22 protein-coding genes, 1 tRNA gene and 1 pseudogene are annotated in these 26,694 nt (G+C 31.9%); 13 read left to right on the top strand and 11 right to left on the bottom strand.

Features of this window, described 5'->3' with window-relative positions:
- Nucleotides 1-60 precede the first annotated feature (60 nt).
- The 3 genes from wtpA to LWW95_02470 are packed head-to-tail and all read left to right on the top strand — an operon-like array spanning nt 61 to nt 1,944.
- On the top strand, nt 61-1,029 hold the full coding sequence (wtpA, locus tag LWW95_02460) for a tungstate ABC transporter substrate-binding protein WtpA (GenBank protein ID MDL1955906.1): 969 nt from the start codon (nt 61-63) through the stop codon (nt 1,027-1,029).
- Nucleotides 1,026-1,793: an ABC transporter permease gene (locus LWW95_02465; GenBank protein MDL1955907.1), complete on the top strand. Its 768-nt coding sequence runs from the start codon at nt 1,026-1,028 to the stop codon at nt 1,791-1,793. The genes wtpA and LWW95_02465 overlap by 4 nt, the downstream gene beginning before the upstream one ends.
- Nucleotides 1,780-1,944, top strand: a complete 165-nt coding sequence (locus LWW95_02470; GenBank protein MDL1955908.1) for an ATP-binding cassette domain-containing protein — start codon at nt 1,780-1,782, stop codon at nt 1,942-1,944. The genes LWW95_02465 and LWW95_02470 overlap by 14 nt, the downstream gene beginning before the upstream one ends.
- 113 nt (nt 1,945-2,057) lie before the next feature.
- On the opposite strand, the gene ruvB is transcribed toward LWW95_02470, so the two are convergent.
- Genes ruvB through LWW95_02500 form a run of 6 tightly spaced genes read right to left on the bottom strand, consistent with a single transcriptional unit; the run spans nt 2,058 to nt 7,372 of the window.
- Nucleotides 2,058-3,065 (bottom strand): Holliday junction branch migration DNA helicase RuvB, encoded by a 1,008-nt coding sequence (gene ruvB, locus LWW95_02475; protein MDL1955909.1) that lies wholly within the window; start codon nt 3,063-3,065, stop codon nt 2,058-2,060.
- The gene (ruvA, locus tag LWW95_02480; protein ID MDL1955910.1) at nt 3,065-3,652 is read right to left on the bottom strand and encodes a Holliday junction branch migration protein RuvA; all 588 of its coding nucleotides are present in this window, start codon (nt 3,650-3,652) and stop codon (nt 3,065-3,067) included. Before ruvA ends, ruvB begins: the two co-directional genes overlap by 1 nt.
- Nucleotides 3,649-4,119, bottom strand: coding sequence for a crossover junction endodeoxyribonuclease RuvC (gene ruvC, locus LWW95_02485; GenBank protein ID MDL1955911.1), 471 nt, complete (start codon nt 4,117-4,119; stop codon nt 3,649-3,651). Before ruvC ends, ruvA begins: the two co-directional genes overlap by 4 nt.
- On the bottom strand, nt 4,119-4,871 hold the full coding sequence (locus LWW95_02490; GenBank protein ID MDL1955912.1) for a YebC/PmpR family DNA-binding transcriptional regulator: 753 nt from the start codon (nt 4,869-4,871) through the stop codon (nt 4,119-4,121). The genes ruvC and LWW95_02490 overlap by 1 nt, the downstream gene beginning before the upstream one ends.
- 15 nt (nt 4,872-4,886) lie before the next feature.
- Nucleotides 4,887-5,468 carry an RlmE family RNA methyltransferase gene (locus LWW95_02495; protein MDL1955913.1) on the bottom strand — a complete coding sequence of 194 codons (582 nt, stop codon included), beginning with the start codon at nt 5,466-5,468 and terminating at the stop codon, nt 4,887-4,889.
- Between the two features lie 41 nt (nt 5,469-5,509).
- Nucleotides 5,510-7,372: a SurA N-terminal domain-containing protein gene (locus LWW95_02500; protein MDL1955914.1), complete on the bottom strand. Its 1,863-nt coding sequence runs from the start codon at nt 7,370-7,372 to the stop codon at nt 5,510-5,512.
- 73 nt (nt 7,373-7,445) lie between these two features.
- Here LWW95_02500 and LWW95_02505 point away from each other — a divergent pair, with 73 nt between their 5' ends.
- Both LWW95_02505 and LWW95_02510 read left to right on the top strand, forming a co-directional pair.
- Nucleotides 7,446-9,188, top strand: a complete 1,743-nt coding sequence (locus tag LWW95_02505; GenBank protein MDL1955915.1) for a VWA domain-containing protein — start codon at nt 7,446-7,448, stop codon at nt 9,186-9,188.
- A gap of 1,699 nt (nt 9,189-10,887) precedes the next feature.
- Nucleotides 10,888-12,471, top strand: a pseudogene (locus tag LWW95_02510) (AAA family ATPase).
- 14 nt (nt 12,472-12,485) lie between these two features.
- Here the strand turns inward: LWW95_02510 and LWW95_02515 are convergent.
- Together LWW95_02515 and LWW95_02520 are read right to left on the bottom strand one after the other, a co-directional pair.
- Entirely contained in the window at nt 12,486-13,148 is a 663-nt protein-coding gene (locus LWW95_02515; GenBank protein ID MDL1955916.1) for a class I SAM-dependent methyltransferase, read from the bottom strand.
- 312 nt (nt 13,149-13,460) lie between these two features.
- Complete coding sequence (locus LWW95_02520) at nt 13,461-13,781, bottom strand: hypothetical protein (GenBank protein ID MDL1955917.1); 321 nt, start codon at nt 13,779-13,781, stop codon at nt 13,461-13,463.
- Between the two features lie 721 nt (nt 13,782-14,502).
- Between LWW95_02520 and LWW95_02525 the strand changes: the two genes are divergently transcribed.
- The 6 genes from LWW95_02525 to rpmB all read left to right on the top strand — a co-directional run bounded on the left by LWW95_02525 (nt 14,503) and on the right by rpmB (nt 17,606).
- Nucleotides 14,503-14,578: transfer RNA gene (locus tag LWW95_02525), tRNA-Ala, on the top strand.
- Between the two features lie 21 nt (nt 14,579-14,599).
- Nucleotides 14,600-15,181 (top strand): imidazoleglycerol-phosphate dehydratase HisB, encoded by a 582-nt coding sequence (gene hisB, locus LWW95_02530; protein MDL1955918.1) that lies wholly within the window; start codon nt 14,600-14,602, stop codon nt 15,179-15,181.
- Nucleotides 15,182-15,946, top strand: coding sequence for a 1-(5-phosphoribosyl)-5-[(5-phosphoribosylamino)methylideneamino]imidazole-4-carboxamide isomerase (gene hisA / locus LWW95_02535; GenBank protein ID MDL1955919.1), 765 nt, complete (start codon nt 15,182-15,184; stop codon nt 15,944-15,946). It begins immediately after the preceding gene.
- Nucleotides 15,906-16,952 (top strand): phosphoribosylformylglycinamidine cyclo-ligase, encoded by a 1,047-nt coding sequence (gene purM, locus LWW95_02540; GenBank protein ID MDL1955920.1) that lies wholly within the window; start codon nt 15,906-15,908, stop codon nt 16,950-16,952. The genes hisA and purM overlap by 41 nt, the downstream gene beginning before the upstream one ends.
- A complete protein-coding gene (locus LWW95_02545) occupies nt 16,949-17,410 on the top strand; it encodes a DUF523 domain-containing protein (protein MDL1955921.1) in 462 nt (153 codons plus the stop codon). The genes purM and LWW95_02545 overlap by 4 nt, the downstream gene beginning before the upstream one ends.
- The gene (gene rpmB / locus LWW95_02550) at nt 17,403-17,606 is read left to right on the top strand and encodes a 50S ribosomal protein L28 (protein MDL1955922.1); all 204 of its coding nucleotides are present in this window, start codon (nt 17,403-17,405) and stop codon (nt 17,604-17,606) included. The genes LWW95_02545 and rpmB overlap by 8 nt, the downstream gene beginning before the upstream one ends.
- Here the strand turns inward: rpmB and LWW95_02555 are convergent.
- From LWW95_02555 to ispG, 3 genes are read right to left on the bottom strand one after another with little or no spacing between them, the layout of a single operon-like run.
- Complete coding sequence (locus tag LWW95_02555) at nt 17,603-19,729, bottom strand: bifunctional (p)ppGpp synthetase/guanosine-3',5'-bis(diphosphate) 3'-pyrophosphohydrolase (GenBank protein ID MDL1955923.1); 2,127 nt, start codon at nt 19,727-19,729, stop codon at nt 17,603-17,605. The two genes, rpmB and LWW95_02555, sit on opposite strands and share 4 nt — an antisense overlap.
- On the bottom strand, nt 19,726-21,420 hold the full coding sequence (locus LWW95_02560) for a proline--tRNA ligase (GenBank protein MDL1955924.1): 1,695 nt from the start codon (nt 21,418-21,420) through the stop codon (nt 19,726-19,728). Before LWW95_02560 ends, LWW95_02555 begins: the two co-directional genes overlap by 4 nt.
- 9 nt (nt 21,421-21,429) lie before the next feature.
- Nucleotides 21,430-22,482 carry a flavodoxin-dependent (E)-4-hydroxy-3-methylbut-2-enyl-diphosphate synthase gene (gene ispG / locus LWW95_02565; protein MDL1955925.1) on the bottom strand — a complete coding sequence of 351 codons (1,053 nt, stop codon included), beginning with the start codon at nt 22,480-22,482 and terminating at the stop codon, nt 21,430-21,432.
- A 77-nt stretch (nt 22,483-22,559) separates the two neighbouring features.
- Here ispG and LWW95_02570 point away from each other — a divergent pair, with 77 nt between their 5' ends.
- Together LWW95_02570 and LWW95_02575 are read left to right on the top strand one after the other, a co-directional pair.
- Nucleotides 22,560-23,252 (top strand): protein-L-isoaspartate(D-aspartate) O-methyltransferase, encoded by a 693-nt coding sequence (locus tag LWW95_02570; GenBank protein MDL1955926.1) that lies wholly within the window; start codon nt 22,560-22,562, stop codon nt 23,250-23,252.
- A gap of 138 nt (nt 23,253-23,390) precedes the next feature.
- Nucleotides 23,391-26,693 (top strand): GAF domain-containing protein, encoded by a 3,303-nt coding sequence (locus LWW95_02575; protein MDL1955927.1) that lies wholly within the window; start codon nt 23,391-23,393, stop codon nt 26,691-26,693.
- Nucleotide 26,694 lies beyond the last annotated feature (1 nt).

Here is a 26,694-nt window from a genome sequence, read left to right on the forward strand (position 1 = left end):
CAGAGCCAACATTAATTGACAAAAAAATAATTGTTTTGCAGAATAATCAAATTGAAGGAAATGGCTATGCGTCAAAAATGTATTTTGGTTGTTTTTTTAATTTTTTGCTTTTCTAATGTGCTATATGCTGGCGGAAAGATTAAGTTAAAAGTATTTCATGCAGGAAGCTTATCTGTACCTTTTGCCAAATTAGAGTCTGTTTTTGAAAATAAATATCCTCAAATTGATGTAAGGCGTGAAGCAAGTGGTAGTGTGCAGGCAGTAAGAAAAGTAACAGATTTAGGCAAAGCATGTGATGTGATAGCGGTGGCTGATTATGAAATTATTCCTAAAATGATGTTTCCCTATTATGCTGATTATGTTAAGCTTTTTGCAAGAAATGAGATTGTTCTCTGTTATACAGGAAAGTCTCGGTGTAAGGAAAAGATAAATAGCAAAAACTGGTATAAAATTTTATCTAAACCAGATGTAAAATGGGGTTTTTCTAACCCTAATGACGATCCCTGTGGCTATCGTACCCTTATGACTATAGCCTTGGCCTCCATTTATTATAAAAAACCAGATTTATTTATTTCTTTATTAAAAAATTTTCCTATTATTTATAAAAGTGACCAAAATAATATTTTTATTGAATTAAAAAAGGATTTACAGACAAAAAAAGGCATTTTTATTCGCTCTAAGTCAGTAGAATTAATTGGCCTTCTTGAAAGTGGAGCAATTGATTATGCATTTGAGTATAAAAGTGTAGCAAAGCAACATAAACTTTTTTATATAGATTTACCAAAGGAAATTAATCTTGGTGATTTCTCTTATAAAGATTTCTATGCAAAAGTAAGGATAAAATTAAAAACAGGTATTATTATAAAGGCAAAACCTATTATCTATGGCATAACTGTTTTAAAAAATGCCATTCATCCTGAAGAGGCAAGATTATGGGAGATGTTTGTTACAGGAAATGATGGAATAAAGATTTTAAAAGAGTGTTTTCAGATACCTATATTCCCAACTAAAGAAATCAGATATAAATGATAAGGCTCTTTTATTTCTTTTTAGCTATTTTCTGTGTGATTTTTATTGTCTTTCCCATTATGCATCTTTTTATTTCTCTTACAGTTAATGAATTTATAAAGGCGATTTATGATCGTGAAGTATGGCAGGCTATTTTTACCTCTTTTATTGGAGCAAGTTTATCTACATTTTTTGGATGCTTAACTGGCATTCCCTTTGCTTATATTTTAAGTCGATATGATTTTAAGGGGAAAAAAATCTTAGAAAGTATAGCCAGTTTGCCAGTTGTAATCCCTCATGTTGCTGTAGGTATTATCTTAATCTCTTTACTTAGTGAGAAAAGTTTTTGGGGACATTTTTTTTCTTATTTTAATTTAAGCTTTATAGATACAATTTATGGAATTGTTATAGCAATGGCTTTTGTAAGCATTTCTTATATCATTACCTCTGCCTTAATAGGCTTTGAAAGTGTTGATAGAGAGTTAGAAATGGTCTCAAGAACTTTAGGAGCAACTGCATTTTACACATTCTGGCATATCACTTTTCCCTTAGCATTGCCTGCTATAATTAAAGGAGCTATCCTTGCCTTTGCAAGGGCAATAAGTGAAGTAGGGGCACTGCTTATTCTTGCCTATTTTCCTAAAACAGCACCAATTATTATGTATGAAAGGTTTGAACAATATGGCCTTAAAGCTGCACATCCTGTTACTGTTTTAGTAGTATTTTTTTCATTAATAATTTTCTTTGTACTTTTATATTTTTCAAAACGCCATGCTTTCCGTTAATTTTAAAAAAACATTACCTAATTTTTGCTTAGATATAGCTTTTGAGATACCAAAACATAGTTATAGTTTTATCTTAGGGTCAAGTGGGGCAGGAAAAAGTCTTACTTTAAAGATTATTGCAGGTTTGGATGATAAGTTACCATTTTGTTAAAACAGCTGACTTGCCAGTAGAAGACAAAAAATATTTTAAAAAATTTGAAAAAGCAGGGAATAAAAGAAAAAGGAAATTAATGAAATAAAAAAATCTAATTCATAAAGATCAACCTAAAATAACCTTGATTGTGTTCTTATTTCTTTACCGAGATGTTTATAGGCTAAAGGAGTGGCTATACGTCCTCTAGGTGTGCGTTGGAGATAACCATTTTGTACTAAATAAGGTTCATAGACTTCAACAATAGTATCTTTTCCCTCACCAATAGCGGCTGCTAATGCTTCAATACCAACAGGGCCTCCATTAAATTTTTCAATAATAGTTAATAAAATTTTTCTATCCAAGCTGTCTAAACCACATTTATCAATTTCAAGCATAGCTAATGCTTGATCAGCAATCTCTGCTGTAATAATACCATCTGCCTTTATTTGAGCAAAATCTCTTACTCGCTTTAAAAGCCTTAAAGCTACTCTAGGAGTGCCTCGAGCACGTCTGGCAATTTCTTCTGCACCTTCTGGATCTATTTTTATATTTAAACGTTTAGCAGCTTGAAGAACAATTTTCTTTAAATCTTCTGGTTTATAAAAATCTATATAAAGAATAACACCAAATCTGTCTCTTAAAGGAGAAGTTAAAAGACCTGTACGAGTAGTAGCACCAATAAGTGTAAATTTGGGTAAGTCTATTTTTATTGTTCTGGCATTTGGGCCTTGACCAATAACTAGGTCAATTTTAAAGTCTTCCATAGCAGGATAGAGGATTTCTTCTACAACAGGGTGTAAACGATGAATTTCATCAATAAAAAGCACATCTCTAGGATTGAGGTTTGTCAAAATAGCTGCTAAATCACCTGGTCTTTCTAGAACAGGCCCTGATGTAGCCTTAAGATTAACATTTAATTCTTTAGAAATGAGATAGGCAAGGGTAGTCTTTCCAAGCCCAGGTAAACCATGAAGCAGCACATGGTCAAGAGCCTCTCCCCTTTCTTTAGCAGCTTCAATAAATATTTTTAATTTTGCCTTTAAACTATCCTGTCCCAAAAATTCTTCTAAAGATTGTGGACGTAATCCAATCTCTTCTTTTTCTTCTTTATTAAAAGGGTCAAGCAATCGATATGTCATTAGAGTTGCCTCAGTGTTTCTTTAATTAAATCTTCAAGCCTTGGCAATTGTGAAAACTTATTTAATGCTTTTTCTACTGCTTTTAAAGCCTCTTGCCTTTGATAACCAAGATTTATTAAAGCAGAAATAGCATCTTCTTTCAAAGCTTCTTCTTTTTTCTTTTCTGTAGGTATTACTTTAGGCAAGACCTTATGTTTATCTTTTAATTCTAGCCAAATTCTTTGGGCTGCTTTTTGACCAATACCTGGAATAGCTTTAAGACGTCTTAAGTCCCCATTGTTTATAATTTCAGAAAATTCAGAAGGGGTTATTCGAGAAAGGATATTTAATGCCAACTTTGGCCCAATCCCTGAAATTTCAATCAAAGTAGAAAAAAGCTCCTTTTCTTCTAAAGAAGAAAAACCATAAAGTTTTAAAACATTATCTTTAGAATAAGTATGAATATAAAGCTTTATATTTTCGCCTTTTTCAGGTAATTCAGAAAATGTACTTAAAGGCACTTCCACTTGATAGCCTACTCCATTAACTAAGATAATAATATAATAAGGAAGTTTAAATAATAAAGTGCCCTCCAAATAACCAATCATATGCGTAGATAATTTAAATGACACAATGCTACTGCAAGGGCATCAGCAGCATTTTGAGTTGGTAATTCTTTTAAATTTAAAAGACGTTTTATCATTGCTTTTACTTGCTCTTTTTGAGCTAAACCATAACCTACTACAGCCTTTTTCACCTCTAAAGGAGAATAAGCAAATACAGGTAAACCAAATCTTTCTGCTAAAAGTGTAGCTACTCCTCTAATTTGACCTAAGGTAAAAGCGGTTTTTACATTCAAAGATAAATATAAATCCTCAATAGCTACTTCATCAGGATTATAACTTTTTATTATTTCTTCCATTTTCTCATAAAAAATATAAAGTCGTTTTTGCAAAGGTTTATATCGAGGCAAATTAATCTCACCAAATGTTATACAAAAGATATTATGACCATTTTTTTCAACTATACCATATCCGCTTTGATAAGAGCCTAAATCCATACCTACAACTCTCATTAAGCAGCTTCAGCCTCCATAATTTCTTCTGGAATATCAAAGTTAGTGTATACTTTTTGCACATCATCATGCTCTTCTAATGTTTCCATAAATCGCAAAATACGTTCTGCTTGTTGCCTATCAGTAATTTTAACAATATTTTGGCAAACCATAGTAATCTCAGCCCTCTCATATTTTAATTGAGCCTCATCAAATGCTTGTTTCACTTTTTCAAAATCTTCAGGTGCAGTAATAACTTCATATTCATCTTCTTCACTTTTTACATCCTCAGCACCTGCTTCTATAGCTATCTCCATTAGTTTATCTTCATCTACTTTATCCTTATCAAATGCAATCACACCCTTTTTTTCAAACATCCAAGAAACACATCCTGTCTCACCAAGATTTCCACCAAATTTATTAAATAAGTATCTGATTTCACTTACTGTTCTGTTGCGATTATCTGTAAGTGCTGAGATCAATACGGCAATTCCACTTGGCCCATAACCCTCATAAGTTACTTCTTCATAATATGTACCTTCTAATTCACCAGTACCTTTCTTTATAGCCCTTTCTATATTTTCTTTAGGCATATTTTCTGCTTTGGCTGCTTCTATAGCTGCACGTAAACGAGGATTATTGTTAGGATCACCACCACCTAGTCTAGCAGCTGTCATTATCTCTCTCATCAATTTTGTAAATATCTTTCCTCTTTTTACATCCATAGCTGCTTTTTTTCTTTTTATCTGAGCCCATTTAGAATGACCTGCCATATATAAATCCCTCCTTTATTTCTTTTTTAAACTAATAAGAAAAATTTCACGACTTTCTTGACGAGAGCTTTTAGGCTTATATATTTTGACAAAAGAAAAATGCCTTTTACACTCCATCAAAAAATCCTTCATTTCTTTACCTTCAAATATTTTTGAAACAAAATGTCCACCTGGTTTTAAAAGATTAATGGCAATTTCTAAAGCACGCATTGCCAATTTGAAAGAACGATATGCATCAACATCTTTAATACCTGTAGTAGAAGGAGCCATATCACTTACTACTGCATCAAATAAACCAAATTTTTTTGCTTCTTCAAAATTCCAATTAAATACATCTCTTTGCCAAAAATGCACATAAGGCGGAGGATTACTCCATTTTATAGGATTGATATCAATACCCAATACTATACCTTTTTTACCTACTATTTTAGCAATATATTGCAACCATGAACCAGGTGAAGAACCTAAGTCCAATACTTTATCTTGTTTTTTAAAAATATGATATTTTTTATCTATTTCTTGAAGCTTATAAATGGATCTGGCAAAATAACCTTCTTTTTTTGCTTTTTTAAAAAAAGCATCCTTTAAATAAATCATATTTCGTTTTTACCATAACTTAAAGAATTTGACAAAGAGCTTTATAACATCTCTTTCCTTATTTTTATCTCTGCTTTTTCTCGAAGCTGTCTTACCCAAGCTTGAAATAGAGCTATTTGCCGGCGAATTAAAAGTCTCTTTTTAAATTCTTCCTTTTCTTTCTCATAATCTGCTTTATTGACTTTTTTACGTGATTTAAGTTTAAAAAGATAAAATTTATTCCCTATTTCAGCTATATCATTAAAATAAGGTTGATTTTTATCTAGGAAAAATAATTCTTTTTGTTTTAAATAAAAACCAATTTTTGGAATAGGCTCATCAGGAGAAAAAAATCCTGTTTCTGTCCATTTTAATTTTATTTTTTCTCCTTTTTTTAAAGCATTTAAAGTTTTTTCAGCCTTTTCCTTTGCTTTTCTTCTTGCTTCTTCTTTTATAAAATCTTCTTTTACTTTTTCTTTAACCTCATCAAATGTAGGAAAATGTTTAGGTTTTTCATCTTTTAATTGTATTAAAAAATAGCTTTCTTTTGATTTTAATGGAGATGATATTCCTCCCTTTTTAAGAGAAAGTATTTGATCTTTTAAATTGTGCGGAATCTGTAAAGGCCAATCTTTTTCACTAAAAAAATCTGTTTCTTGAATAGTTTTTTTATATTTTTTAGCTGCTTTTCTTAAATCATTTTCCAAGATAGCTTCAGCATAAATGCGATTTGCTGTATTAAAAGCCATTTCTTTTGCCTTTTCTTTTTTCAAAACCATAATAATATGCTTTTTAACTTCTTTTAAAGGCTTTGTTCTTTCTTCTTTAATATCATATACTTTGACAATATGAAAACCCAACTTTGTTCTTATAGGCTCAGAAATTTCTCCTTTTTTTAAAGAAAAAACAGCATCTTCAAATGACTTAACCATTACTCCTTTAGGAAAACAACCAAGGTCTCCTCCCCTTTTTGCCGTTGCCTTATCCTCTGAATATTCTTTAGCTAATTTGACAAAATCTTCTCCTTTTTTTAACTTAGACAAAACTTCTTCTGCTTTCTTTTTAACCTTTTCCACTTTTTCTTTAGGTGCATCAGATGCTACACGAAAAAGAATGTGTCTGGCACAGACTTTTTTAGGCTCATAGAATATATCTTTATTTGCCTCATAATATTTTTCTATTTCTTCATCAGTCAAATTTATTTTTTCTAAAAATTCTTTAGAAGAAATCTTAAGATATACAAGCTTTAATTTGCGAGGGATTTCATATCTTTCTTTATGATCTTCAAAATATTTTTTTAAATCTGTTTCTTTTGGCTTAATCTCTTTAATAAACTGATTTGGCTCAAAAGCAATAAATTCTAAATTTATTTTTTGATTTAACCAACGATATGTCTCATAAGCTTCAAGGTCAGAAACTTGAGCTAAATCTTTAAAAATTTCTCTTATTCTTTTAATGATTAAATCTTCTCTTAATGATTGCTCAAATTCTGCAGGTGTATAATGATAATGTGATAGCACCATTTGATAACGTTTAAGATCAAATTTTCCATCTTTTTGGAAAATCTTATAATTGCTAATTGTTTCCCATAATTCCATATCTGATACCATCAATCCCATTTTTTTTGCAGCTTGTAAGATGAGTTTTCTCTCAATTAATTGTTCAAGAACAGTCTGTTTTAAATTTAATTTTTTAATCCATTCTTCATCAAATTCCTTAAAGCGCGCTCTATAGTTTTCTAAAACTTGACGATAAGTATTGTAAAATTCTTTATAATAAATAGGTTCACCATTAACATAGGCAAGGATAGTAGCACGACGAGCACGAAATGAACCTACACCCCAAAAGACAAAGACAATGATAATAATTGCAAAGGCAGCTTTTATAATCCAAGATTTGGCATGACGCCTCATGAACTTTAACATATCTCGGTTAATAGCATTTCAATTAAAAGAAGTCAACTTGCTACTAAGCATATTTCGTGATAATTTTTAAAAAATGTCTAAAGAACATTTACTTGAACTTATAAAAATAATCTCTACAGCCCTAGGAGATGATATAGGTTTAAAAATAAAGGCTGGGAAATGGTGGTCTTATGATTTTGAAAAGAATGAAATTACCTTTCCAGAAGAGTTCTTACTTAATTATTCTCCTGAACAGGTAATAGGTTTTTCCATTCATGAAGCAGGACACAGACAAATAACCCGCATTGATTTAAGAAAAGAAGAATTTAAACTTTTTTATTCTAAAAATTCTTTTAAATTGCTTTTAAGTGTTTTTGAAGATGCAAGAGCAAACAATTGGATGATCTCTTTATTTCCAGGTGCAAATTATTATTTAGGCATTATTTATGATGAGCTTGTACCAGAAGATTTAACAACATCTCAATATCTTAAAAGTTTGCAAAAAGAGATTAAAGTGCCTGATCTTCATCCTTATATATTATATCCTTATTTAGAATATATTTTAGGAGTCATATATTATTGGCGTTTTAAAAAACTGCCAATTATTATAAATCAAAAAGCAAAACAAGCATTAAAAAAGACTTTTTCTTATTTTGATGAAATTTTTAATTGCCTTCCAAAAAAAGATGCTGGTGAAAAGGAAAGATTTGTCTCTGGATATAAAGCAGTACAACTGATAAAGCAATATATATTTGAAGAATATAAAAAACTTATCAAAGAAAGCATTGAAAATGTATCTAAGGCATTAAAAGAAAATCAAATAGAATCAGGTGGGAATATTTCTCAAAAGGATTTATATGGTCAGGCAATTGGTTTTATAGAAGAAAAGGCAAAGGAGTTAGCAGAAAAACTTTCTCCTAAAATCCAAAGACCAGATGAAGGAAATATAGAAAGACAAATAGGCATTCCTTCAACATCTTTACCACAATCCTTTTCAGAATTAACATTTAAAGATTTTATTAAAGAAACTAAAAGATTAGAAAAATGCAGACAATCTATTTGTCCTTATGAGCAATTTTATAATCAAATAGGAAATATTATTCAGCATCTTACAGGTGTTTTAGAAAATTATTTTTTAAAAAATCGAAGACTTCGCTATCAGGGATATTTTAAATCTGGTCAAAGACCTGATTTAAGAAAGGTTATGAATCAATCTAGGAAGATACAGGAAAAGATTCCATTAGAAAAGGATGATTTGGCTGTATTTTTAAGACGTAAATTACCAACAGAAAGAGAACATAGAATTGCTTTGGTATTAGATGAATCTGGTTCTATGTCAGAGCCAAAAAGAAGTGCAGCTTTAGCTGGTCTTTTACTTTTTATAGAAAGTTTAGAACAACTTAATATAGATTATGCAGTTATTGGTTTTTCTGAAACAGTAATTGTCCACAAGGAATTTGGGAAAGGTCTTAGTAGGGCTGAAAGAGAAAATCTTTTTGAAGAAGTTTCTATGTATATTCCATCTGGGCTTACAGCAGATGCTGATGCCCTTGCTCTTGCTATAAAACTTATACTTGAAGCACCAGAAGATATTATTAAACTTATTATTATGATTAGTGATGGAGAGGGAAATATTAATCGGACAGGAAAAAGTTTTGCAGAGTTGCAAGAAGAGGCTTTTAAAAAAGATATAACAGTTGTTGGCATTGGCTTAGGAGAAAGGGCTAGTAGTGTGTTAAAAAGGTATCAATTACCTATTTTAGTAAAGGAAATAAAAGAATTGCCAAAAACTTTAGCCAAAGTTTTAGAGGAAAGGATTGTATTTGAATGTCAATAATATTTTAACTAGTGTTTATCTTTCTTTAAAGGAAAATTTTAATTTTAATTTAAGGCATCTTAAAAGGGCTTCTGAAGCACTGGGGATTCTTTTAAATAAAATTGAACCTAAAAAGGCATTAATTGAGGCTTTAAAATATGGATTTACACAAACTATTGAAGAGGAAAAAATTATACAAAATATTTTAAATCATCCATTTATTAAAGACATTGATTTGAAAAGAGATGATTTTAAAATTCAATCAAATAATGTTATTCCTGAGAATCTTGGAGATTTAATAAAGATTATCGCTGAATCAACTCATGATTCGGATTTAAAAGAAGTATTTTATCTCCTTACACGACTTATTAGCCATAAGGATAAATCAATAGCTATTCCTGCCTTAAAAATAGCTTTTGAAGTTTTGAATGCCACAGATATAAGAGAATTAATTTTAGAAGAAATTGAAGATAATTTAAGAGAAGATTGGTTAAGCCGTAGAATGGCAGCATTAGCATTAGCAGAGATTTATGCCAGTTTTATTAAAAATGGGAAAATCAATTATCTTTCTAATCTAGAAAGATTAATGCAAAAAGAGGATTTACATATCCAAGCTGTTGTTGCCCCTATTATTGCCTCTGTTTATGCCCATTTAATAGTTAATGGAAAAAGTAAATACATAAGTCTTTTAAAAGAGATGAGTAAAAATAAAAATCAAGATATTGCTCAAGCAGCTTATAAAGCGCTTGAAATAGTATATTTAGAGGAAATTAATAGAGGGAAAATACCAGATTTAAAAGAGATAGAATGTATAATAGAAAATAGTGAAATTACATGGCAAATAATGGCTGTTAATACTTTAGCCCCTATTTATACTGCCCTTATTAAAAAAGGAAAGTATATTGATTTTGGAAGACTTGAAGAATTACTTAAAAGCCGTTATGGAGGATTAAAAGATGTTGTTGTGCGAGCTTTGGGAAAAATCTATTTAGCTCTTATTCAAATAGGGAAAGAACCAGAATTATCTAATTTAGAAATTATGCTTTCTGCTGATGATTGGCGTATACGATTAAGTACTGCAAATGTCCTTGGACGTCTTTATGGAGAATTAGTAAAAAGAGGGAAAAAACCTCCTCTTGAAAAACTTGAAGCCCTTTTTAAAGATAGACATGGTTCGGTACGCAAAGCAGCTGCTGAAGCCATAGCTAATGTATATTTGAAGTTTATTGAGAAAGGTGATAAGAGTGGTCTGAAAAGATTGGAAAAAATGCTTTATAAAGAAAATTGGTTACTTGCTAGAGTTGTTTCTATCTCTTTAGCAAATATTTATTCCTTTCTTATACAAAAAGGTGAAATGCAATATTTGCCAAAACTTGAAAGGATGCTTGAAGGAGATGATTTTTACGTAAATATTGTAACTATATCTTCTTTGGCTACAGTTTATATAAAGCTTATTGAAGATGGAAGGATTCCTCAATTAGAAAAATTAGAAAATATGTTATTTCATGAAGACCTTTATATCCGTATAGCCGCAGCCTCTTCCTTAGCTAGTGTTTATTCTAGTTTAATTTTAAAAGGACATAAAGAATATTTGGAAGATTTAGAAGAGATGCTAAGTGGGGAGTGGTATACAAAAAAGGCTGCAGCTACTGTTCTTGTGAATACTTATGCCCATCTTATTGCACAAGGGGAAAGGCAATATTTAAGAGAGCTTGAAAGAATGATTGAAGCAAAAGATATAGATATAATTCAAGCAGTATCAAAAGTTTTAGGAAATGTTATTAAAAATATAGTTAAAGATAAAAAAGAAAAGCTTGATATAGCATTAGCTAAAATAGAATTGCTTTTAGAGCAAAAACTTTCTTCTCCTTTAAAAGGAAGTCTTTCTTCAGAAATAGAAATAACTCAAGAAAAAGTAAGAATAGGTTGTCTTGAATTAGAAAGGAAAAATTCCTTTCCACTCCCTGTCTGTGTATTTACTGAAAGTTCTTTTGAAATATTAAAAACCATTTCTTTAGGCTATCTTTTAAACCATCCTGTTCTGTTATTAGGTCCAACTTCTACTGGTAAAAGTTTTCTTATTAAATGGCTTGCAAATCTTTTAGGTTATGAACACATTTCTTATACTTTAAATCCATATTCTTCTAAATTTGAACTTATTGGAGGTATAAAGCCAGATAAAGAAGGAAAATTCATTTGGCAAGATGGTATCATTTTAAAGGCAGTTAAAGAGGGAAAATGGCTTGTTCTTGAGGAAATAAATCTTGCTTCCTCAGATGTAATAGAAATATTAAATGACTATCTTACTACTGGTAAATTCTTTTATTCTGAAAATGGACAGCAAAAAGAAATCATACCTCATCCTGATTTTCGTCTTTTTGCTACAGCCAATCCAGAAAGCTATAGTCAAAGACAGCGCCTTTCAGAAGTATTCTTATCTCGTTGGAAGATTTATTATCAAAAAGAACTCTCTGAATCAGAGATTGCTGAAATATTGAGCAGTTTATTTCAAATCCCAGCATCTCTTTCCCTTTTAATAGCTAGATTTCATAAAACTGTAGAGAAACAATCCCAAGCCCGTTTAATTGGTAAAGAAGAAAAAGACCCTTATATTTATTCTTTAAGAGATATTTTAAGACTTGGAAAAAGATTAAAAAATAAAGACTTAAATTCTCTTAAAGATTTATTCCTTGAGCTCTATATTGTTTATTTGGCTAGGATAAGAAATAAAACAGAAAGAGATGCACTTATTGCTTCTTTAGATGCCCATTTTGGCTTTAGAGCAAAAGGATTAAAATTAAAAGAAATTATAGAAGAACAAAAAGAAAATCTTGATTTAAAAATTGAAAAGATTCAAGTAACAAATGGAGATGAATTTATTCCTAAAAAAGAGGCAGAAATTATTCCTACATATTCACAAAAAGTTCTTCTTTCTCAAATTGTTTCAGCAATAATTCAAGCTGAGCCTGTTTTATTGGTTGGTATGCCTGCTTCTGGAAAAACTACACTTATTCGTTATCTTGCAAGAGAAAAGAAAACCAATCTTTTTTATGTAAACCTTTCTTCAGATACAGGATTGGAGGAACTTCTAGGTGGATATATGCAGGATAAAACAGGAAAATGGTATTATAAAAAAGGATTGCTTTTTAGAGCAATTGAAGAGGGAAGTTGGTTGTTAATCGATGAAGCAAATTTAAATCCCCTTTCTGAGTATTTGAATACATTAATTGATTTTGGCTATATTATTGATGAAGAGGGAAAGATTCACAGAGCCCATCCTAATTTTAGGTTATTTTTAGCTATAAATCCACCTAAAATTCATGCTTCAAGAAATGTACTTTCTCCTTCCTTAAGGAGCAGATTTTTAGAAATCTGGATAGAGGAAGTCTTAAAAGAAGAAGAATTAGAAGAGTTAGTAAAAAGATGGGCAACAAGAACATAAATAGTATTTTTAAATGAATCAGTAATTGCATTTATCTCCACTTTAAACCCTCTTTTTTTTGCAAGAGAAATAAGAGGAGTAAAATCAAATTCTTCCTTACCATAAATAATTTTTTGTATATAGTAATATAAACTGCCGTAGGGCATTTTTACCCAAGGTAAACAAATAAATTTACCTTCTTTTTTTAATACCCGTTTTATCTCATCCCAAAATTCTGATTTGAAAATAAAAGCTGTAGGAAAACCAGAAAATATTAATGAAAAACTATTTTCTTTAAAAGGCAATGCTTCTGCCTTAGCCTGAATAAAATATGTCTTGCTTTTCTTAGCATATTTCAACATAGAAAAAGACAAATCTATAGCAACATCTATTTTTGATAGCCAACCTGCGGTTCCTATCTCTAAACTAAGTCCTTTAGGAGCAAATTTTAAAGCATTAATTTGCCAAATAATCCACTTTTTACCAAAAATAAGAGAGATTAAAGGTCGATATAAAAAAGCTAATGGGCCATAAAATAATTTAAAAAATCGATAAAGCATATATTAAAATAGCATAAATGAATAAATGTCCAAAATCCGCGATTGAATTTTAGAGAAGGATATTTTTAATAAAGAAATGAAAAAAATTAAGAAAGAACACCAGAATTATCCCCTACGAAGTAAATGTTTTATAACAATTCCCTTAAATTAGGCAAAAAATGCTCCTTTAAGACCCACTTAAGACACTCTTCTGCCTTAGAAAAAATAATTGCACTGTTTTTTCAATATAACAAAACTACCTAGCATCATACCATTTGACTACTTGCTCTGGCTCAAAATCAAGGTTTGTTGCTATCACTTTATATCTTTCCTTTAAATCAATTTGTTTTCACCAAATAGCCTTTGCTGATATGGTCTTCTTACCACAATTAGCCTAAATGCTCTCTTTGTCTTTTCCACACAATGTAGTGTCTCGGCAATATGTCTATTTTCGTATGGTCTCCATCCATCTTCTTTTATAGACAAAATCGCTTCTTTGACTGCTCTATCTATATGAGCACCTATGGCATATTTTATCCTCTTTTGTTCACAATAATTAAATATCTCTGCTTGATATGATGCCGCATCTGCCCTTAAATATCCTATCCTTTTGCCTTTAGGGATTTGCCTTTCACAGTATTTTATAAACTCCAAGTTTTTGGCTACCCTAAACCCTTTAATCCTTCTCCTTCGCCCATCCGTCTTAACCAGCTATAAAAGGCATCACTTGAGGAATTCTCTCTATGCATAATAATTCTCTTAAACCTTCATCTACTTTGATAATTGGAATAGTAATGTACCTTAGATGGTTTATAGATATCCTTAAGTGACATACATCTTCTCGACTTTTTTGACACTTTGTATTATGGCTTAAAGTAAAAGGCAGTAATTGAAAGTTTGGAAAAACTGCGGGGTAAATATAATGGTTAAAGACATAGTAGAAATAATCATTCTTGCTTGTTTCTTTGTCTGGCTCGTGTGGTACGGAGAAAAAAACATAAAAAAGCTTTCTCAAAGGCATAAAGAAAGTAGGGTATAAGGAAGAACGGAAATGTTTGAAACTCCGACGCTCATTTTCGGTATCGTTGGTGTAATTATTGCTATTGTGGGATGTTTGGTGTATGTGGTGAGGGGTGGAGAGGAGAAGTCTATTTCAAATTATCACGAGTTTTCCTGTGATTATGATATATATGGATGGATGAAATATTCTTATAGTTAGGAACCCTGGCTTTCAACAAAATTTGCCTTATATCGTGATCTGATAAGTCTAAAAATCTTCGTGCATCTTACCTTTGAATAAAGTTATTTCAAAAGATTGTCAAGAAAATAGTTTGTAGCTTGACACAAAAAAAAGAAATGCTATAAAAATGGGGGTGGGGATGTAGCTCAGTTGGGAGAGCGCCTGCCTCGCATGCAGGAGGTCAGGGGTTCAATTCCCCTCATCTCCACCATTTTTTCTTTTTGGAGAAAATATGAGAACGGCTGAGGTGAAGCGGGAAACAAAAGAGACAAAAATTTCTCTTTTTTTAAATATAGATGGTAAAGGAAATCTAAAAGGTACAACAGGTATTGCCTTCCTTGATCACATGCTTACTCTTTTTTGCACACATGGTTTTTTTGATTTAAATCTTGAAGTAAAAGGTGATTTAGAAGTAGATGCTCATCATACTACTGAAGATTTAGGTCTTTGTTTAGGTATAGCTTTAAAAAAAGCTTTAGGAGATAAAAAGGGGATTAATCGTTTTGGACAAGCTGCAATACCTATGGATGAAGCCCTAGCACAGGTTTTTATTGACCTTTCTGGTCGCCCTTTCTTTTTTTATAAAGGAAAATCACTTAGTGGACAAGTAGGACAATTTGATTTGGAGTTAGTAAAGGAATTTTTTCGTGCTATGAGTAATGAGGCTAAAATGAATTTGCATATTCATCTGCTTTATGGTGAAAACAAACATCATTGTATAGAAGCTATTTTTAAGGCATTTGCCCGTGCATTAAAGGAGGCAGTAAGCTTATTTCATCCTGACATCATTCCCTCTTCAAAAGGAGTGTTATAGATGATCATTATCCCAGCAATTGATTTAAAGGATGGGAAGTGTGTAAGATTGCGCCGTGGTGAAGAAGGGACAGAAACTATTTTTCATGAAAATCCTATAGAAATTGCTAAATATTGGGAAAAACAAGGAGCAAAAAGACTTCATGTAATTGATTTGGATGGAGCATTTTTGAAACATCCAATTCATTATGAAATAATTAAAAAAATTGCTAAAGCAGTTTCTATTCCTATACAAGTAGGTGGTGGTATTCGTAGCAAAGAAGATATTAAAGCTTACTTAGATGCTGGAATAAGTTGGGTTATTATAGGTACTTTGGCATTAAAAGATGAAGAAAATTTTAAAAAAATCTGTCAAGAATTTGCTGGACATATCCTTTTAGCCATAGATGTTAAAGATGGAAAAATTGCTATTGAAGGTTGGAAAAAGGTTACAAAAGAAAGTCCATTTGATTTAGCAAAAAAAGCTCAAGAATTAGGTATAGCAGGTATAAATTACACTGATATTTTAAGAGATGGAATGGAAACAGGTGTAAACCTTGAAGGTTTAAAATCATTCTTAAAAGAATTAGATATTCCTGTGTATGTAGCAGGAGGCATATCATCTATTGAAGATATAAAAAGGCTTTTACATCTGCAAAAAAAAGGGCTAGCAGGAATAATTGTTGGGCGAGCCCTTTATACAGGTAAAATAAATTTAAAAGAAGCAATAAAGTTGATTGAGGGTGATTATGGAGGAAGAACTCACCTACGAGAAAGCAGGAGTTAGTCTAAAAAGGGCTAGTGAAGCAATAAATCGCATAAAAAAATTGGTAAGAAAAACACATAGAACCAGCGTTCTTTCTGACATAGGTCATTTTGCTGCTTTTTTTGCATTTGATAAAGAAAGATATAAGGATCCTGTTTTAGTATCTTCAACAGATGGTGTAGGAACAAAGTTAAAAATTGCCTTTATGCTTGATAAGCATAATACTGTTGGCATTGATTTGGTAGCCATGTGTGTTAATGATATCATTGTTCATGGTGCTACACCTCTGTTTTTCTTAGACTACATTGCTACTGGTCATTTATCTCCAGAAAAAATTGAACAAATAATGGAAGGCATTGTTGAAGGATGTGCTCAAGCTGATTGCGCAATCGTTGGAGGAGAAATGGCAGAAATGCCTGATTTTTATAAACCAGGTGAATATGACTTAGCTGGTTTTGTTATTGGCATAGTAGATAGAGGAAAGATTATAGATGGATCAGAAATCTCTGTTGGTCATCAGATTATAGGATTGGCTTCCTCTGGTCTACATAGTAATGGTTATTCTTTGGTCCGTAAGCTCTTTTTTGAGCAATTAAAATGGCCATTAGATAAATATCTAGAAAGTTGCCAATGTACATTGGGTGAGGAATTATTAAAACCCACTCGAATTTATGTGCCAGCAATTTTGAATATATTAAAAGATTTTCGCATTGCTGGTATGGCACATATCACTGGTGGAGGAATACCAGAAAATTTAAGTCGTATTTTACCAAAGGGCTGTAAAGCTGTTATTAAAAAAGGAAGTTGGAAGATACCACCTATCTTTCAAATTATTCAACAAACAGGTAAAATAAAAGAAGAAGAAATGATACGTACTTTTAATTGTGGTATTGGACTCATTTTAGTAGTAAATGCAAAATATTGTGATGAAGTTATGGACAGACTCAGAGGATTAAAAGAAACACCTTATATTATTGGTGAAATTTTAGAAAGAAAGGAAAATGAATCAATAGTGGAGTTTGTATGATTTTGGTTAGTGCTTGTTTAATAGGTTTAAAATGCCGATATGATGGTAGTAATGCTATTTGTCCTGAACTTTTAGAAATGTTAAAAAACAAACCATTTTTGCCTGTCTGTCCAGAACAATTGGGAGATCTTTCTACACCTAGACAACCAGCAATAATTGTTGGTGGAACAGGTGCAGATGTACTAAAATTAAAGGCAAGAGTAATCAATGAAATAGGACAGGATGTGACTTTTAATTTTTTAAAAGGAGCAAAAAAAACCTTAGAAATGGCAGAGTTGTTTAAAGTAAAAATTTGTTATTTAAAAGAAAGAAGTCCATCTTGTGGAGTAAATTTTATTCATACTAAAGAAGGTCTTGTAAGAGGTATAGGAGTAACTACGGCTATGTTATTGAAGAATGGATATAAGGTTATTGGTGTACAACCAGGTGAATTTAAAAAGGAGGAAAATGATGAGTAGAAGATGTGAAATCTGTGGAAAACAACCTTCAGTAGGACATAAAGTTAGTCATGCTAATAATAGAACAAAAAGAAGATGGCTTCCTAATTTGCAAAAAGTAAGAGCAATAGTAAATGGTAGGGTAAAACGTATCAGAGTTTGCACCAAATGTCTTAAAGCAGGAAAAGTGATAAAGCCAGGTGTTAGAGTATTTTAAACTCCCAAACGCTTTACTTCCTCAACAGCATCAATGGCTTGAAGTGCACTAATTATTTCTTGGAGATGAGCATTATTTTTCACTTCTATAACAAAAGAACATATAGCTCTGTGATCCAAAGTGCTTTTTGTCTCAGAAGCTACAATATTTGCTTCTGCTTTTGCAATAGCAGCAGTAATTTCTGCAAGAATGCCTACTCTATCTTGACACCATATTTGAATTCTTACAGGATATACTTCATTAATTTTCTCCTCCCATACAACTTCTACTAAGCGTTCTGGATCAATTTGCCAAAGATTAGGACAATCTTTGCGATGAACAGTTATACCATGACCTCTAGTAATATAACCTATAATTTCATCTCCTGGTATAGGAGAACAACATCTTGCTATTTTTATTAAAATATCTTCTACTCCTTTAACTTTTATTCCTAAAGGAGATTTTTTATCTGTTGAGGCAGTTTCTTTTTGTTGCTCTTTTTTAGATGGAGCAGGAAGAAAACGGTTGATTACTTGTTTTAAAGAAACCTTTCCATAACTAATTGCAAGAAGGAGATCTTCAGGTGTTTTAAAAGAAAGCTGTTTAGCTATCTTGGTAAATTCAGGACTATTATAACAAGTCTGAAAATCAAGACCAGCTTTTTTAAATGCCTTTTCACACATTTCTTTCCCTAAAATCAATCCCTGCTCTCGTTCTAAGGTACGTAAATAATGATTAATACGACTTCTAGCTCGTGGTGTTTTTACAAATTTCAACCAGTCTTTTCTAGGATGTTGTTTAGGTGAAGTAATAATTTCTACAACATCTCCAGTATTAAGTCTATAACGAAGAGGAACAAGTCGACCATTTACTTTAGCTCCAACACAGTGATGACCTACTTCTGTATGAATACAATAAGCAAAATCAACTGCTGTTGCACCAACTGGCAATACCTTTATGTCCCCTTTTGGAGTAAAAACATAAATTTCATTTGGAAATAAATCAGTTTTTATTGCTCGTAAAAACTCCCTGGGATCTTTTAATTCCCTTTGCCATTCAAGGATTTGCCTTAACCAAGCAAAACGTTCTATTTCTTTTTCATCTGCTTTATTTCCTTCTTTGTACCGCCAATGAGCAGCAATACCTTCTTCTGCAATCCGATGCATCTCTTCTGTACGAATTTGGATTTCAATACGTCCACCATAAGGGCCAATTACAGTAGTATGAAGACTTTGATACATATTGGGTTTAGGCATAGCAATATAATCCTTAAATCTGCCAGGAATAGGTTTCCAAAGAGAATGTACCATACCTAATGCTTCATAACATTCTTTTACGGTTGTAACAATAATCCTAAAAGCAACCAAATCATAAATTTGATTTAAATCAATTTGTTGCCTTTTCATTTTGAGATAAATGCTATAAATGCTTTTATGTCTTCCCTCTACTCGACCTTTTATCCCAAATTCCTCAAGTTTTTTTTCTAAAATAGATTTTATTTCCTGAATATATTTTTTTTCTTCACTTTTTCTACGAGCAATACCTTGAGCAATCTGCTGATATACTTGTGGTTCAAGATAATAAAGAGAAAGGTCTTCTAATTCTGTTTTTAACCATCCTATACCTAGACGTGCTGCTAAAGGGGCATAAATTTCAAGTGTTTCTTGAGCAATTAAATGTTGTTTTTCAGGTGTCATATAACCTAAAGTACGAAGATTGTGTAAACGATCAGCAAGTTTTACTAAAATAACTCGAATATCTTGAGCCATAGCAAGTATCATCTTGCGAATATTTTCTGCTTGTCTTTCTTCTCTAGAAGAAAAAGTAAGTTTGCTTAACTTTGTTAGCCCATCAATAATAAGTGCAATTTCATCTCCAAATTGTTCTCTAATATCATCTATAGTTGCTTCAGTATCTTCAACCGTATCATGTAAAAGCCCACAAGCAACAGTAACAACATCTAAACGCATCTTAGCTAAAATAGCTGCTACTGCTAAAGGATGAGAGAGATATGGTTCACCTGAAAGACGTGTTTGTCCTTTATGAACCTTGGCTGAATAAATATAAGCTTTTCTTATTAAAGCAATGTCTGCTTTGGGATTATAACTTAATATTTGGTCAATAATGTTTTCTATTCTAATCATAGACTTTTTATTAGTTTTTCAATCTTTTCCTCTATTTCTGATAAAGAAATAAAAATTGTTTCCTTTGTCTTTCTTATTCTTATCTCTACCTTTCCTTTTTTCAATGCCTGCCCAATAGTAATCCTTAAAGGAATACCAATCAAATCAGCATCTTTAAATTTTACTCCTGCTCTTTCTTCCCTATCATCATAAATCACTTCCCAAGAAACAGAAAGCCTTTTATAAAGTTTTTCAGCTATTTCTCTTATTTCTGTTTTTTTCACATCTACTGGTAAAAGATAAATCTGAAAAGGAGCTAATGGAAGAGGGAAAATAATACCATCTTTGTCATGATTTTGTTCAATAGCTGCGGCTAAAGTGCGACCAATTCCTATTCCATAACATCCCATTACAATATATCTTTCTTTTCCTTTTGCATCTAGATATGTAGCCCTTAAAGCCTCGCTATATTTTGTACCTAATTTAAAAATATGACCTACTTCTATACCCCTTTTAAACTCTAATTCACCACCGCAGCGAGGGCATTTATCAGATGGTGTGATAAAACGAAGGTCAGCAAATTGAGTTATAGGAAAGTCATCTAAATTTACATTGATAAAATGATAATCTGTTTTATTTGCACCAGTAACAAAATTAACCATTCCTTTTATACTCTGATCAGCCAAGATAGGTATGTTAAGCCCTATTGGACCTGCAAATCCTACTTCTGCTCCAGTTAATTCTTTTATTATTTCTGGTGGTGCTAAAGTAAGTTCATTGCAACCAATTAAATGGCTAAGTTTAATCTCATTAACTTCATGGTCACCACGTACAAGCACAGCTATTGGTTTATTATCTGCAAGATAAATAATGGTCTTAACCAATTTTTTTGGAGGAACACCAAGAAAGGCTGTTACCTCTTTTACTGTATGTTTGCCTGGAGTAAATACTTCCTCTTTAGGTTTTGGTGTTTCAGAGGATAAAGTATCATTTATAACTACTTCAGCTTTTTCCACATTTGCTGCAAATTTGCATTTTTTACAAAAAACAATAGCATCTTCACCCACATCTGCTAATACCATGTATTCATGAGAAAAGCTCCCACCAATAGCACCTGTTTCAGCCTCTACTGCCCGAAACACTAAACCACAGCGAGAAAAGATTCGATTATAAGTTTCATACATTTGCCAATAAGTCTTTTCAGCACTGGCATCATCCACATCAAAGCTATAGCCATCTTTCATAATAAATTCTCTTCCACGTATAATGCCAAATCTAGGGCGAATTTCATCCCTAAATTTTATTTGAATTTGATAAAGATTTAGAGGTAAATCTCGATAAGAACGTACTTCATGACGAACTAGATCCGTAATTACTTCTTCATGTGTTGGACCAAGACAAAAATTGCGATTATGTCTGTCTTTAAAACGCAAAAGCTCCTTTCCATATCTTTCCCAACGACCTGTCTCCTGCCATAGCTCAGCAGGTTGCACCAATGGTAATAAAAGCTCTTGAGCACCAATTCGATTCATCTCTTCACGCACAATATTTTCTATTTTACGAATGGCACGCAAACCAAAAGGTAAATAAGAATAAATGCCTGAAGTCAATTTCCGAATCATACCTGCTCTAAGCATCAATCGATGACTAGCAATCTCTGCTTCACTTGGAGATTCTTTTAAGGTAGGCAAAAATATTTCAGAAAAACGCATAGACCCTCCTTAATGCTTCAACATCTTTTTGATCTCATCCACTAATGTTGTTATCAATAATTCTTCTTTTATTTTTTTAATCACTTTACCTTTTTTAAAAAGAATACCTACACCTTTTCCTCCAGCAATGCCAATATCTGCCTCTTTTGCCTCACCAGGCCCATTGACAACACAACCCATTACTGCCACTTTAATAGGTTCTTTCACCCAAGAAAGTTGTCTTTCTACTTCAGAAACAAGACTTATTAAATCAATCTCACACCTTCCACAGGTAGGACAACTGATTAAGTCAATCCCATATTTTCTTAAACCCAAACTACGTAAAATTTCATAAGCAATCTGGACTTCAATTACTGGATCACCAGTTACAGAAACCCTAATAGTTTCTCCAATACCTTCCATTAAAAGGATACCTAAAGCAATAGCTGATTTGACAGCACTGCGCAAAGGAGGTCCTGCTTCTGTTACACCAATATGAAATGGATAGTCTACTTTTTCTGCTAACAATCGATAAGCAGAAATAGTATGAAGCACATTTGAGGATTTAAGAGAAACTTTAAAATTATAAAATCCCCATTTTTCTAAAAAAGAAATGCTTCTTAAAGCACTTGCAACCATAGCCTCTGGGGTAGGGCTTTTATATTTCTTTAAAATATCCTTTTCTAAAGAACCACTATTAACCCCAATACGCACAGCTACTTGATATTCTTTGGCTATATCTATAACTTTTTTTAATTTTTTTTCTCCTCCAATATTACCAGGATTAATTCTAATACCATCTGCTCCCTTTTTTATAGATTCTATAGCTAATTTATAATCAAAATGAATATCTGCAATAAGGGGAATATTAATTTGTTTTTTTATTAAAGGTATAGCCTCTACTGCCTTTTTATCAGGCACGGCAATACGAATTATCTCACATCCTACTTCCTCAAGTTTTTTAATCTGCCTTAATGTCTTTTCTATATCTATTGGATGAGTGGTTGTCATAGATTGCACCCTTATAGGAGCACCTCCACCTATTTGCATTTTTCCTAAAAAAATTGGTCTTGTTTTTCGCATAATATATTTAGAATAGAATAAAGGTATATTTTTGTAAACGCTTGACATATCATTTTGTCACAGCCATATTAGTATTAATGCTTTATTGGAGAATATTTTTGCTATTTATTCTCATTTTTTTATCTTCTTTTTGTTCTGCTCAAAATAATGATTTTGCAAAGTTACGAAAAGAAATGGTGGAAAAACAAATTAAGGCTAGGGGAATAAAAAATAAAAGAATTCTAAAAGTTATGGAAAAAGTTGAAAGGCATAAATTTTTACCTCCTTTTTTGCAAAAATTTGCTTATGAAGATCGTCCATTACCTATAGGACATGGTCAAACTATCTCTCAACCTTATATTGTAGCATTGATGACAGAACTACTTTGCCCAAAACCAACAGACAAAATACTTGAAATTGGTACAGGCAGTGGATATCAAGCAGCTATTTTAGCAGAATTAGTAGATAAAGTATATACTATTGAAATTATACCTGAATTGGCAAAATTAGCAGAAAAAAGACTAAAAATACTTGGTTATAAAAATGTATTTGTAAGATGCGGAGATGGATATTTTGGATGGCCTGAAGCAGCTCCTTTTGATGGAATCATTGTCACATGTAGCCCTGAAAAGATACCTCAACCTTTAATTGAACAATTAAAAGAAGGGGGACGCATGGTCATTCCAGTAGGAGAGGGATGGGCACAAAAATTATTAGTCTTGCATAAAAAAAAGGGTAAAATTATAAAACAATATATCACTGATGTACTTTTTGTACCAATGAAACACTAAATCCAAAAATAAGGGGGGTATATGTACAAAAAAATAATCTTAACTATCCTCCTACTTCTATGTGGAGGTATAACCTATTATTTTTATTTTTTATCACATACTGATTTTATTTTTTCCCATATTTTTTATATACCTATAGTGTTAGCCGCATTTTGGTGGGGAAGAAAAGGTATTTGGATAGGTGTATGTTTAGGTATTTTATTAATGGTTTTTCATTTCTTTTCTAATTTAAACACTCCATTTCTATCAGATGCTATTAGGTTTGTTATGTTTGTTACTATAGGATTAATAGTAGGTCTTTTAAGAGAAAATGCATTACATTCAGAAAAAAAATTAAAAGAAACACAAGACTATTTAAATAATTTAATACATTGTGCTAATGCTCCTATTGTGGTTTGGGATAAAGATGGGAAAATAACTCTTTTTAATACTGCCTTTGAACGTCTCACTGGTTATCAAACCGATGAAGTAATAGGTAAACCATTTACAATTTTATTTGGTCAAAATGCTAAAGACAAATCTCTTAAAAAAATTGAACATGCTTTAAAAAATCAGTATGAAGATGGAATAGAAATTCCCATTTTATGCAAAAATGGAAAAGAACGTATTCTTTTATGGAATTTTGCTAAAGTCTATGCTTCAGATGGCGAAACTTTAATAGCTACAATTGGGCAAGGGCAAGATATTACATTAAGGAAAGAAGCTGAAGAAGCATTACATTTGAAAATAAAAGGGCTTGAAAATCATGGACGTGTTAAAGAATCCATGCTTGAACAACAAATGAAAGAATTAGCTGCCTATGAGCGAGTTATAGATGCTATGCTCCGTACCCTTGATTTAGACAAAAGGCTTGAAATTGGACTTAAAGAACTTATGAATCTCACAGGAGCAGAAAAGGCTGGAGTAAGTATTAAGGAAAATGATCGTTTGGTTATACGAAAACAATTTGGCTTTTCTGAAGTTTTCACAGCCTGGGCAGGTGATTTAGCTATTGAGGATGTTACTTCACTTAATGAAATTACTGTGGGATGGAATAATATACCTGATCCCTCTTCAAAGCTTGAAGTGGCACTTAAAAAAGAAAGAGTAAAAAGCTGGGCAACCGTTCCTCTTAGGTCAGAACAAGGTTTCTTTGGTATTCTTATCCTTGCCTCTGAAAAACCTGAGGCATTTTTAAAGGAACAAATCAATATTCTTTCTGCATTAGCAAATAGATTCACTTTAATGTTAGAACAGGCAAATTTATATCGCATAGCACAAGAAAGGCTTGCCCGTTTAACTACATTAAGGGAGATTGATAGTGCCATTTCAGCTAATCTTTCTATGGAAGGAATAATTGAAATTGTCTTACGTAAAGTCAGCCCTCATATTTGGGTTGATGCTGTAGGAATAAGTTTAATTGATTGGGAGAGAAAACGAACTATATTAGCACGATTACATTTACCTGGTGATGTAAATATAGAAGGAGAGGCATTTCGTCTATCAGAAAGTCTATTAGCCCAATTAGGTATTGAGAAGAAACCTGTAATCATTTATGATATTAAATCTGATCCACGTGTACAAAACCACCGAGATATTGCGCGAAAATATAATCTTTCTTCTTATGTAGGAGTGCCTTTAGTTGTTCAGGACAAAGCTATTGGTGTACTTCATTTATTCACTGTAGAACCTAAAAAATTCTCTCATGAAGATTTGGATTTTTTTGTTACTATGGCTGGACAGGCAGCTATATCTGTACAAAATGCCCGTTTATATGAAGAAGCAACAAGACGAGCTGAAAATATGGAAGCTCTTGCTAAAGTAACATTCAATTTTACACAAGTTAGTCATGAAAAACAATTAGCTGAACAAATATTGGTTTCTGCCTGTGAAACTACTGGTGCTGAAATGGGGGCTTTATTTTGGTATAAAGAAAATGAAAATAGTCTTGAATTACTTGCTGGAATAGGTATTCCCGATAAAGTAATAAATCATTTAAAAGAAATGCAACCACTTCCTGTAGAACCAAGGGCAGGATTACTTGGACTTGTAGCCTCTACAAGAAGATCTATTTATGTACCAAATATAAGCAAAGAGCCTAGCTTAGAATTTTTAGAAAATGGTTCAGCTTATATTGTACCTCTTGTATATCGTGAACATCTTTTTGGTGTATATATTTTTCTTTCAAAACAAATAGATGCATTTTCACCAGAACAACGTGCTTTGGCTGATACATTTGTAGGCTATGTTTCAACTACACTTGAGAACGCCAGATTATTTAAAGAAACTCAAAAGGCTTATGAAGAGCTAAAAGCTACACAAGAACAACTTATTCAAGCTCAAAAGATGGAAGCTATAGGAAGGTTAGCAGGAGGAATAGCTCATGATTTTAATAATCTGCTTACAAGTATTCAAGGATTTGCAGAACTTGCTTTAATTAAACTCAAAGAGGATCATCCTGTTTATTATCATATAAAAGAGATTCAACGAAATGCTATGCGGGCAGCCAATTTAACGCGCCAATTGCTTCTTTTCAGTCGTAAACAACCCATGGAGTTAAGACCAATTTGTATAAATACAATAATTAAAGATATGATGAAAATGTTAAACCGTCTTATAGGTGAAGATATTACTTTAAAGACTGAACTTGCAGATTCACTTTGGACTGTTAAGGCAGATGCCGGAAGTATTGAACAAGTAATTATGAATTTGGTTGTTAATGCAAGAGATGCAATGCCAAAAGGAGGAGAAATTTTGATAAAAACTGAAAATGTTCATATAGATAAAGAATATGTAAAAACTCATACTGAAGCTAGGATTGGAAATTTCATTTGCCTTTCTGTTAAAGATCAAGGGATTGGAATGGATAAAAACACATTAGCACATATTTTTGAACCTTTCTTTACTACTAAGGAGCCTGGAATAGGCACAGGATTGGGACTAGCAGTAGTCTATGGTATTGTCAAGCAACATGAGGGATGGATTGAAGTAGAAACCTTAAAAGGAAAAGGAACAACTTTCAAAATATATTTACCAGCAGTTTTTATAGGTCCAATAGAAGAAGAAAAAACTATAACTTCATTAAGCTCTTTAAAGGGGAAGGGTGAATGGATTTTGTTAGTAGAGGATGATGAATCTGTAAGAGAATTTGCTAAAAAAGGACTTTCTGAAAATGGCTATATAGTTTTTACTGCAAGAAATGCGAAAGAGGCATTTGATATTTTTGAAAAAAATAGAAAAAATTTTGCTCTTATTTTTAGTGATGTTGTATTACCAGATGGAAATGGACTTGAACTAGCAGAAAGATGTTTTAGATTAAAACCAAAAATTAAAATTGTATTTGCAAGTGGCTATAGTAATGAAAAAATAGATTGGGAAGTTATTCAAGGATATAGATATATTCAAAAACCATATTCATTATCTGAATTACTTAAAATTGTAAAAAATACATTAGAAGAATAAT

The sequence above is a fragment of the Candidatus Desulfofervidus auxilii genome, assembly GCA_030262725.1.
GTDB lineage: Bacteria > Desulfobacterota > Desulfofervidia > Desulfofervidales > Desulfofervidaceae > JAJSZS01.

Coding starts and splice junctions, on each gene's coding strand:
- wtpA (MDL1955906.1), top strand. CDS start 61: ATGGCTATGCGTCAAAAATGTATTTTGGTTGTTTTTTTAATTTTTTGC.
- LWW95_02465 (MDL1955907.1), top strand. CDS start 1,026: ATGATAAGGCTCTTTTATTTCTTTTTAGCTATTTTCTGTGTGATTTTT.
- LWW95_02470 (MDL1955908.1), top strand. CDS start 1,780: ATGCTTTCCGTTAATTTTAAAAAAACATTACCTAATTTTTGCTTAGAT.
- ruvB (MDL1955909.1), bottom strand. CDS start 3,065: ATGACATATCGATTGCTTGACCCTTTTAATAAAGAAGAAAAAGAAGAG.
- ruvA (MDL1955910.1), bottom strand. CDS start 3,652: ATGATTGGTTATTTGGAGGGCACTTTATTATTTAAACTTCCTTATTAT.
- ruvC (MDL1955911.1), bottom strand. CDS start 4,119: ATGAGAGTTGTAGGTATGGATTTAGGCTCTTATCAAAGCGGATATGGT.
- LWW95_02490 (MDL1955912.1), bottom strand. CDS start 4,871: ATGGCAGGTCATTCTAAATGGGCTCAGATAAAAAGAAAAAAAGCAGCT.
- LWW95_02495 (MDL1955913.1), bottom strand. CDS start 5,468: ATGATTTATTTAAAGGATGCTTTTTTTAAAAAAGCAAAAAAAGAAGGT.
- LWW95_02500 (MDL1955914.1), bottom strand. CDS start 7,372: ATGTTAAAGTTCATGAGGCGTCATGCCAAATCTTGGATTATAAAAGCT.
- LWW95_02505 (MDL1955915.1), top strand. CDS start 7,446: ATGTCTAAAGAACATTTACTTGAACTTATAAAAATAATCTCTACAGCC.
- LWW95_02515 (MDL1955916.1), bottom strand. CDS start 13,148: ATGCTTTATCGATTTTTTAAATTATTTTATGGCCCATTAGCTTTTTTA.
- hisB (MDL1955918.1), top strand. CDS start 14,600: ATGAGAACGGCTGAGGTGAAGCGGGAAACAAAAGAGACAAAAATTTCT.
- hisA (MDL1955919.1), top strand. CDS start 15,182: ATGATCATTATCCCAGCAATTGATTTAAAGGATGGGAAGTGTGTAAGA.
- LWW95_02545 (MDL1955921.1), top strand. CDS start 16,949: ATGATTTTGGTTAGTGCTTGTTTAATAGGTTTAAAATGCCGATATGAT.
- rpmB (MDL1955922.1), top strand. CDS start 17,403: ATGAGTAGAAGATGTGAAATCTGTGGAAAACAACCTTCAGTAGGACAT.
- LWW95_02555 (MDL1955923.1), bottom strand. CDS start 19,729: ATGATTAGAATAGAAAACATTATTGACCAAATATTAAGTTATAATCCC.
- LWW95_02560 (MDL1955924.1), bottom strand. CDS start 21,420: ATGCGTTTTTCTGAAATATTTTTGCCTACCTTAAAAGAATCTCCAAGT.
- ispG (MDL1955925.1), bottom strand. CDS start 22,482: ATGCGAAAAACAAGACCAATTTTTTTAGGAAAAATGCAAATAGGTGGA.
- LWW95_02570 (MDL1955926.1), top strand. CDS start 22,560: ATGCTTTATTGGAGAATATTTTTGCTATTTATTCTCATTTTTTTATCT.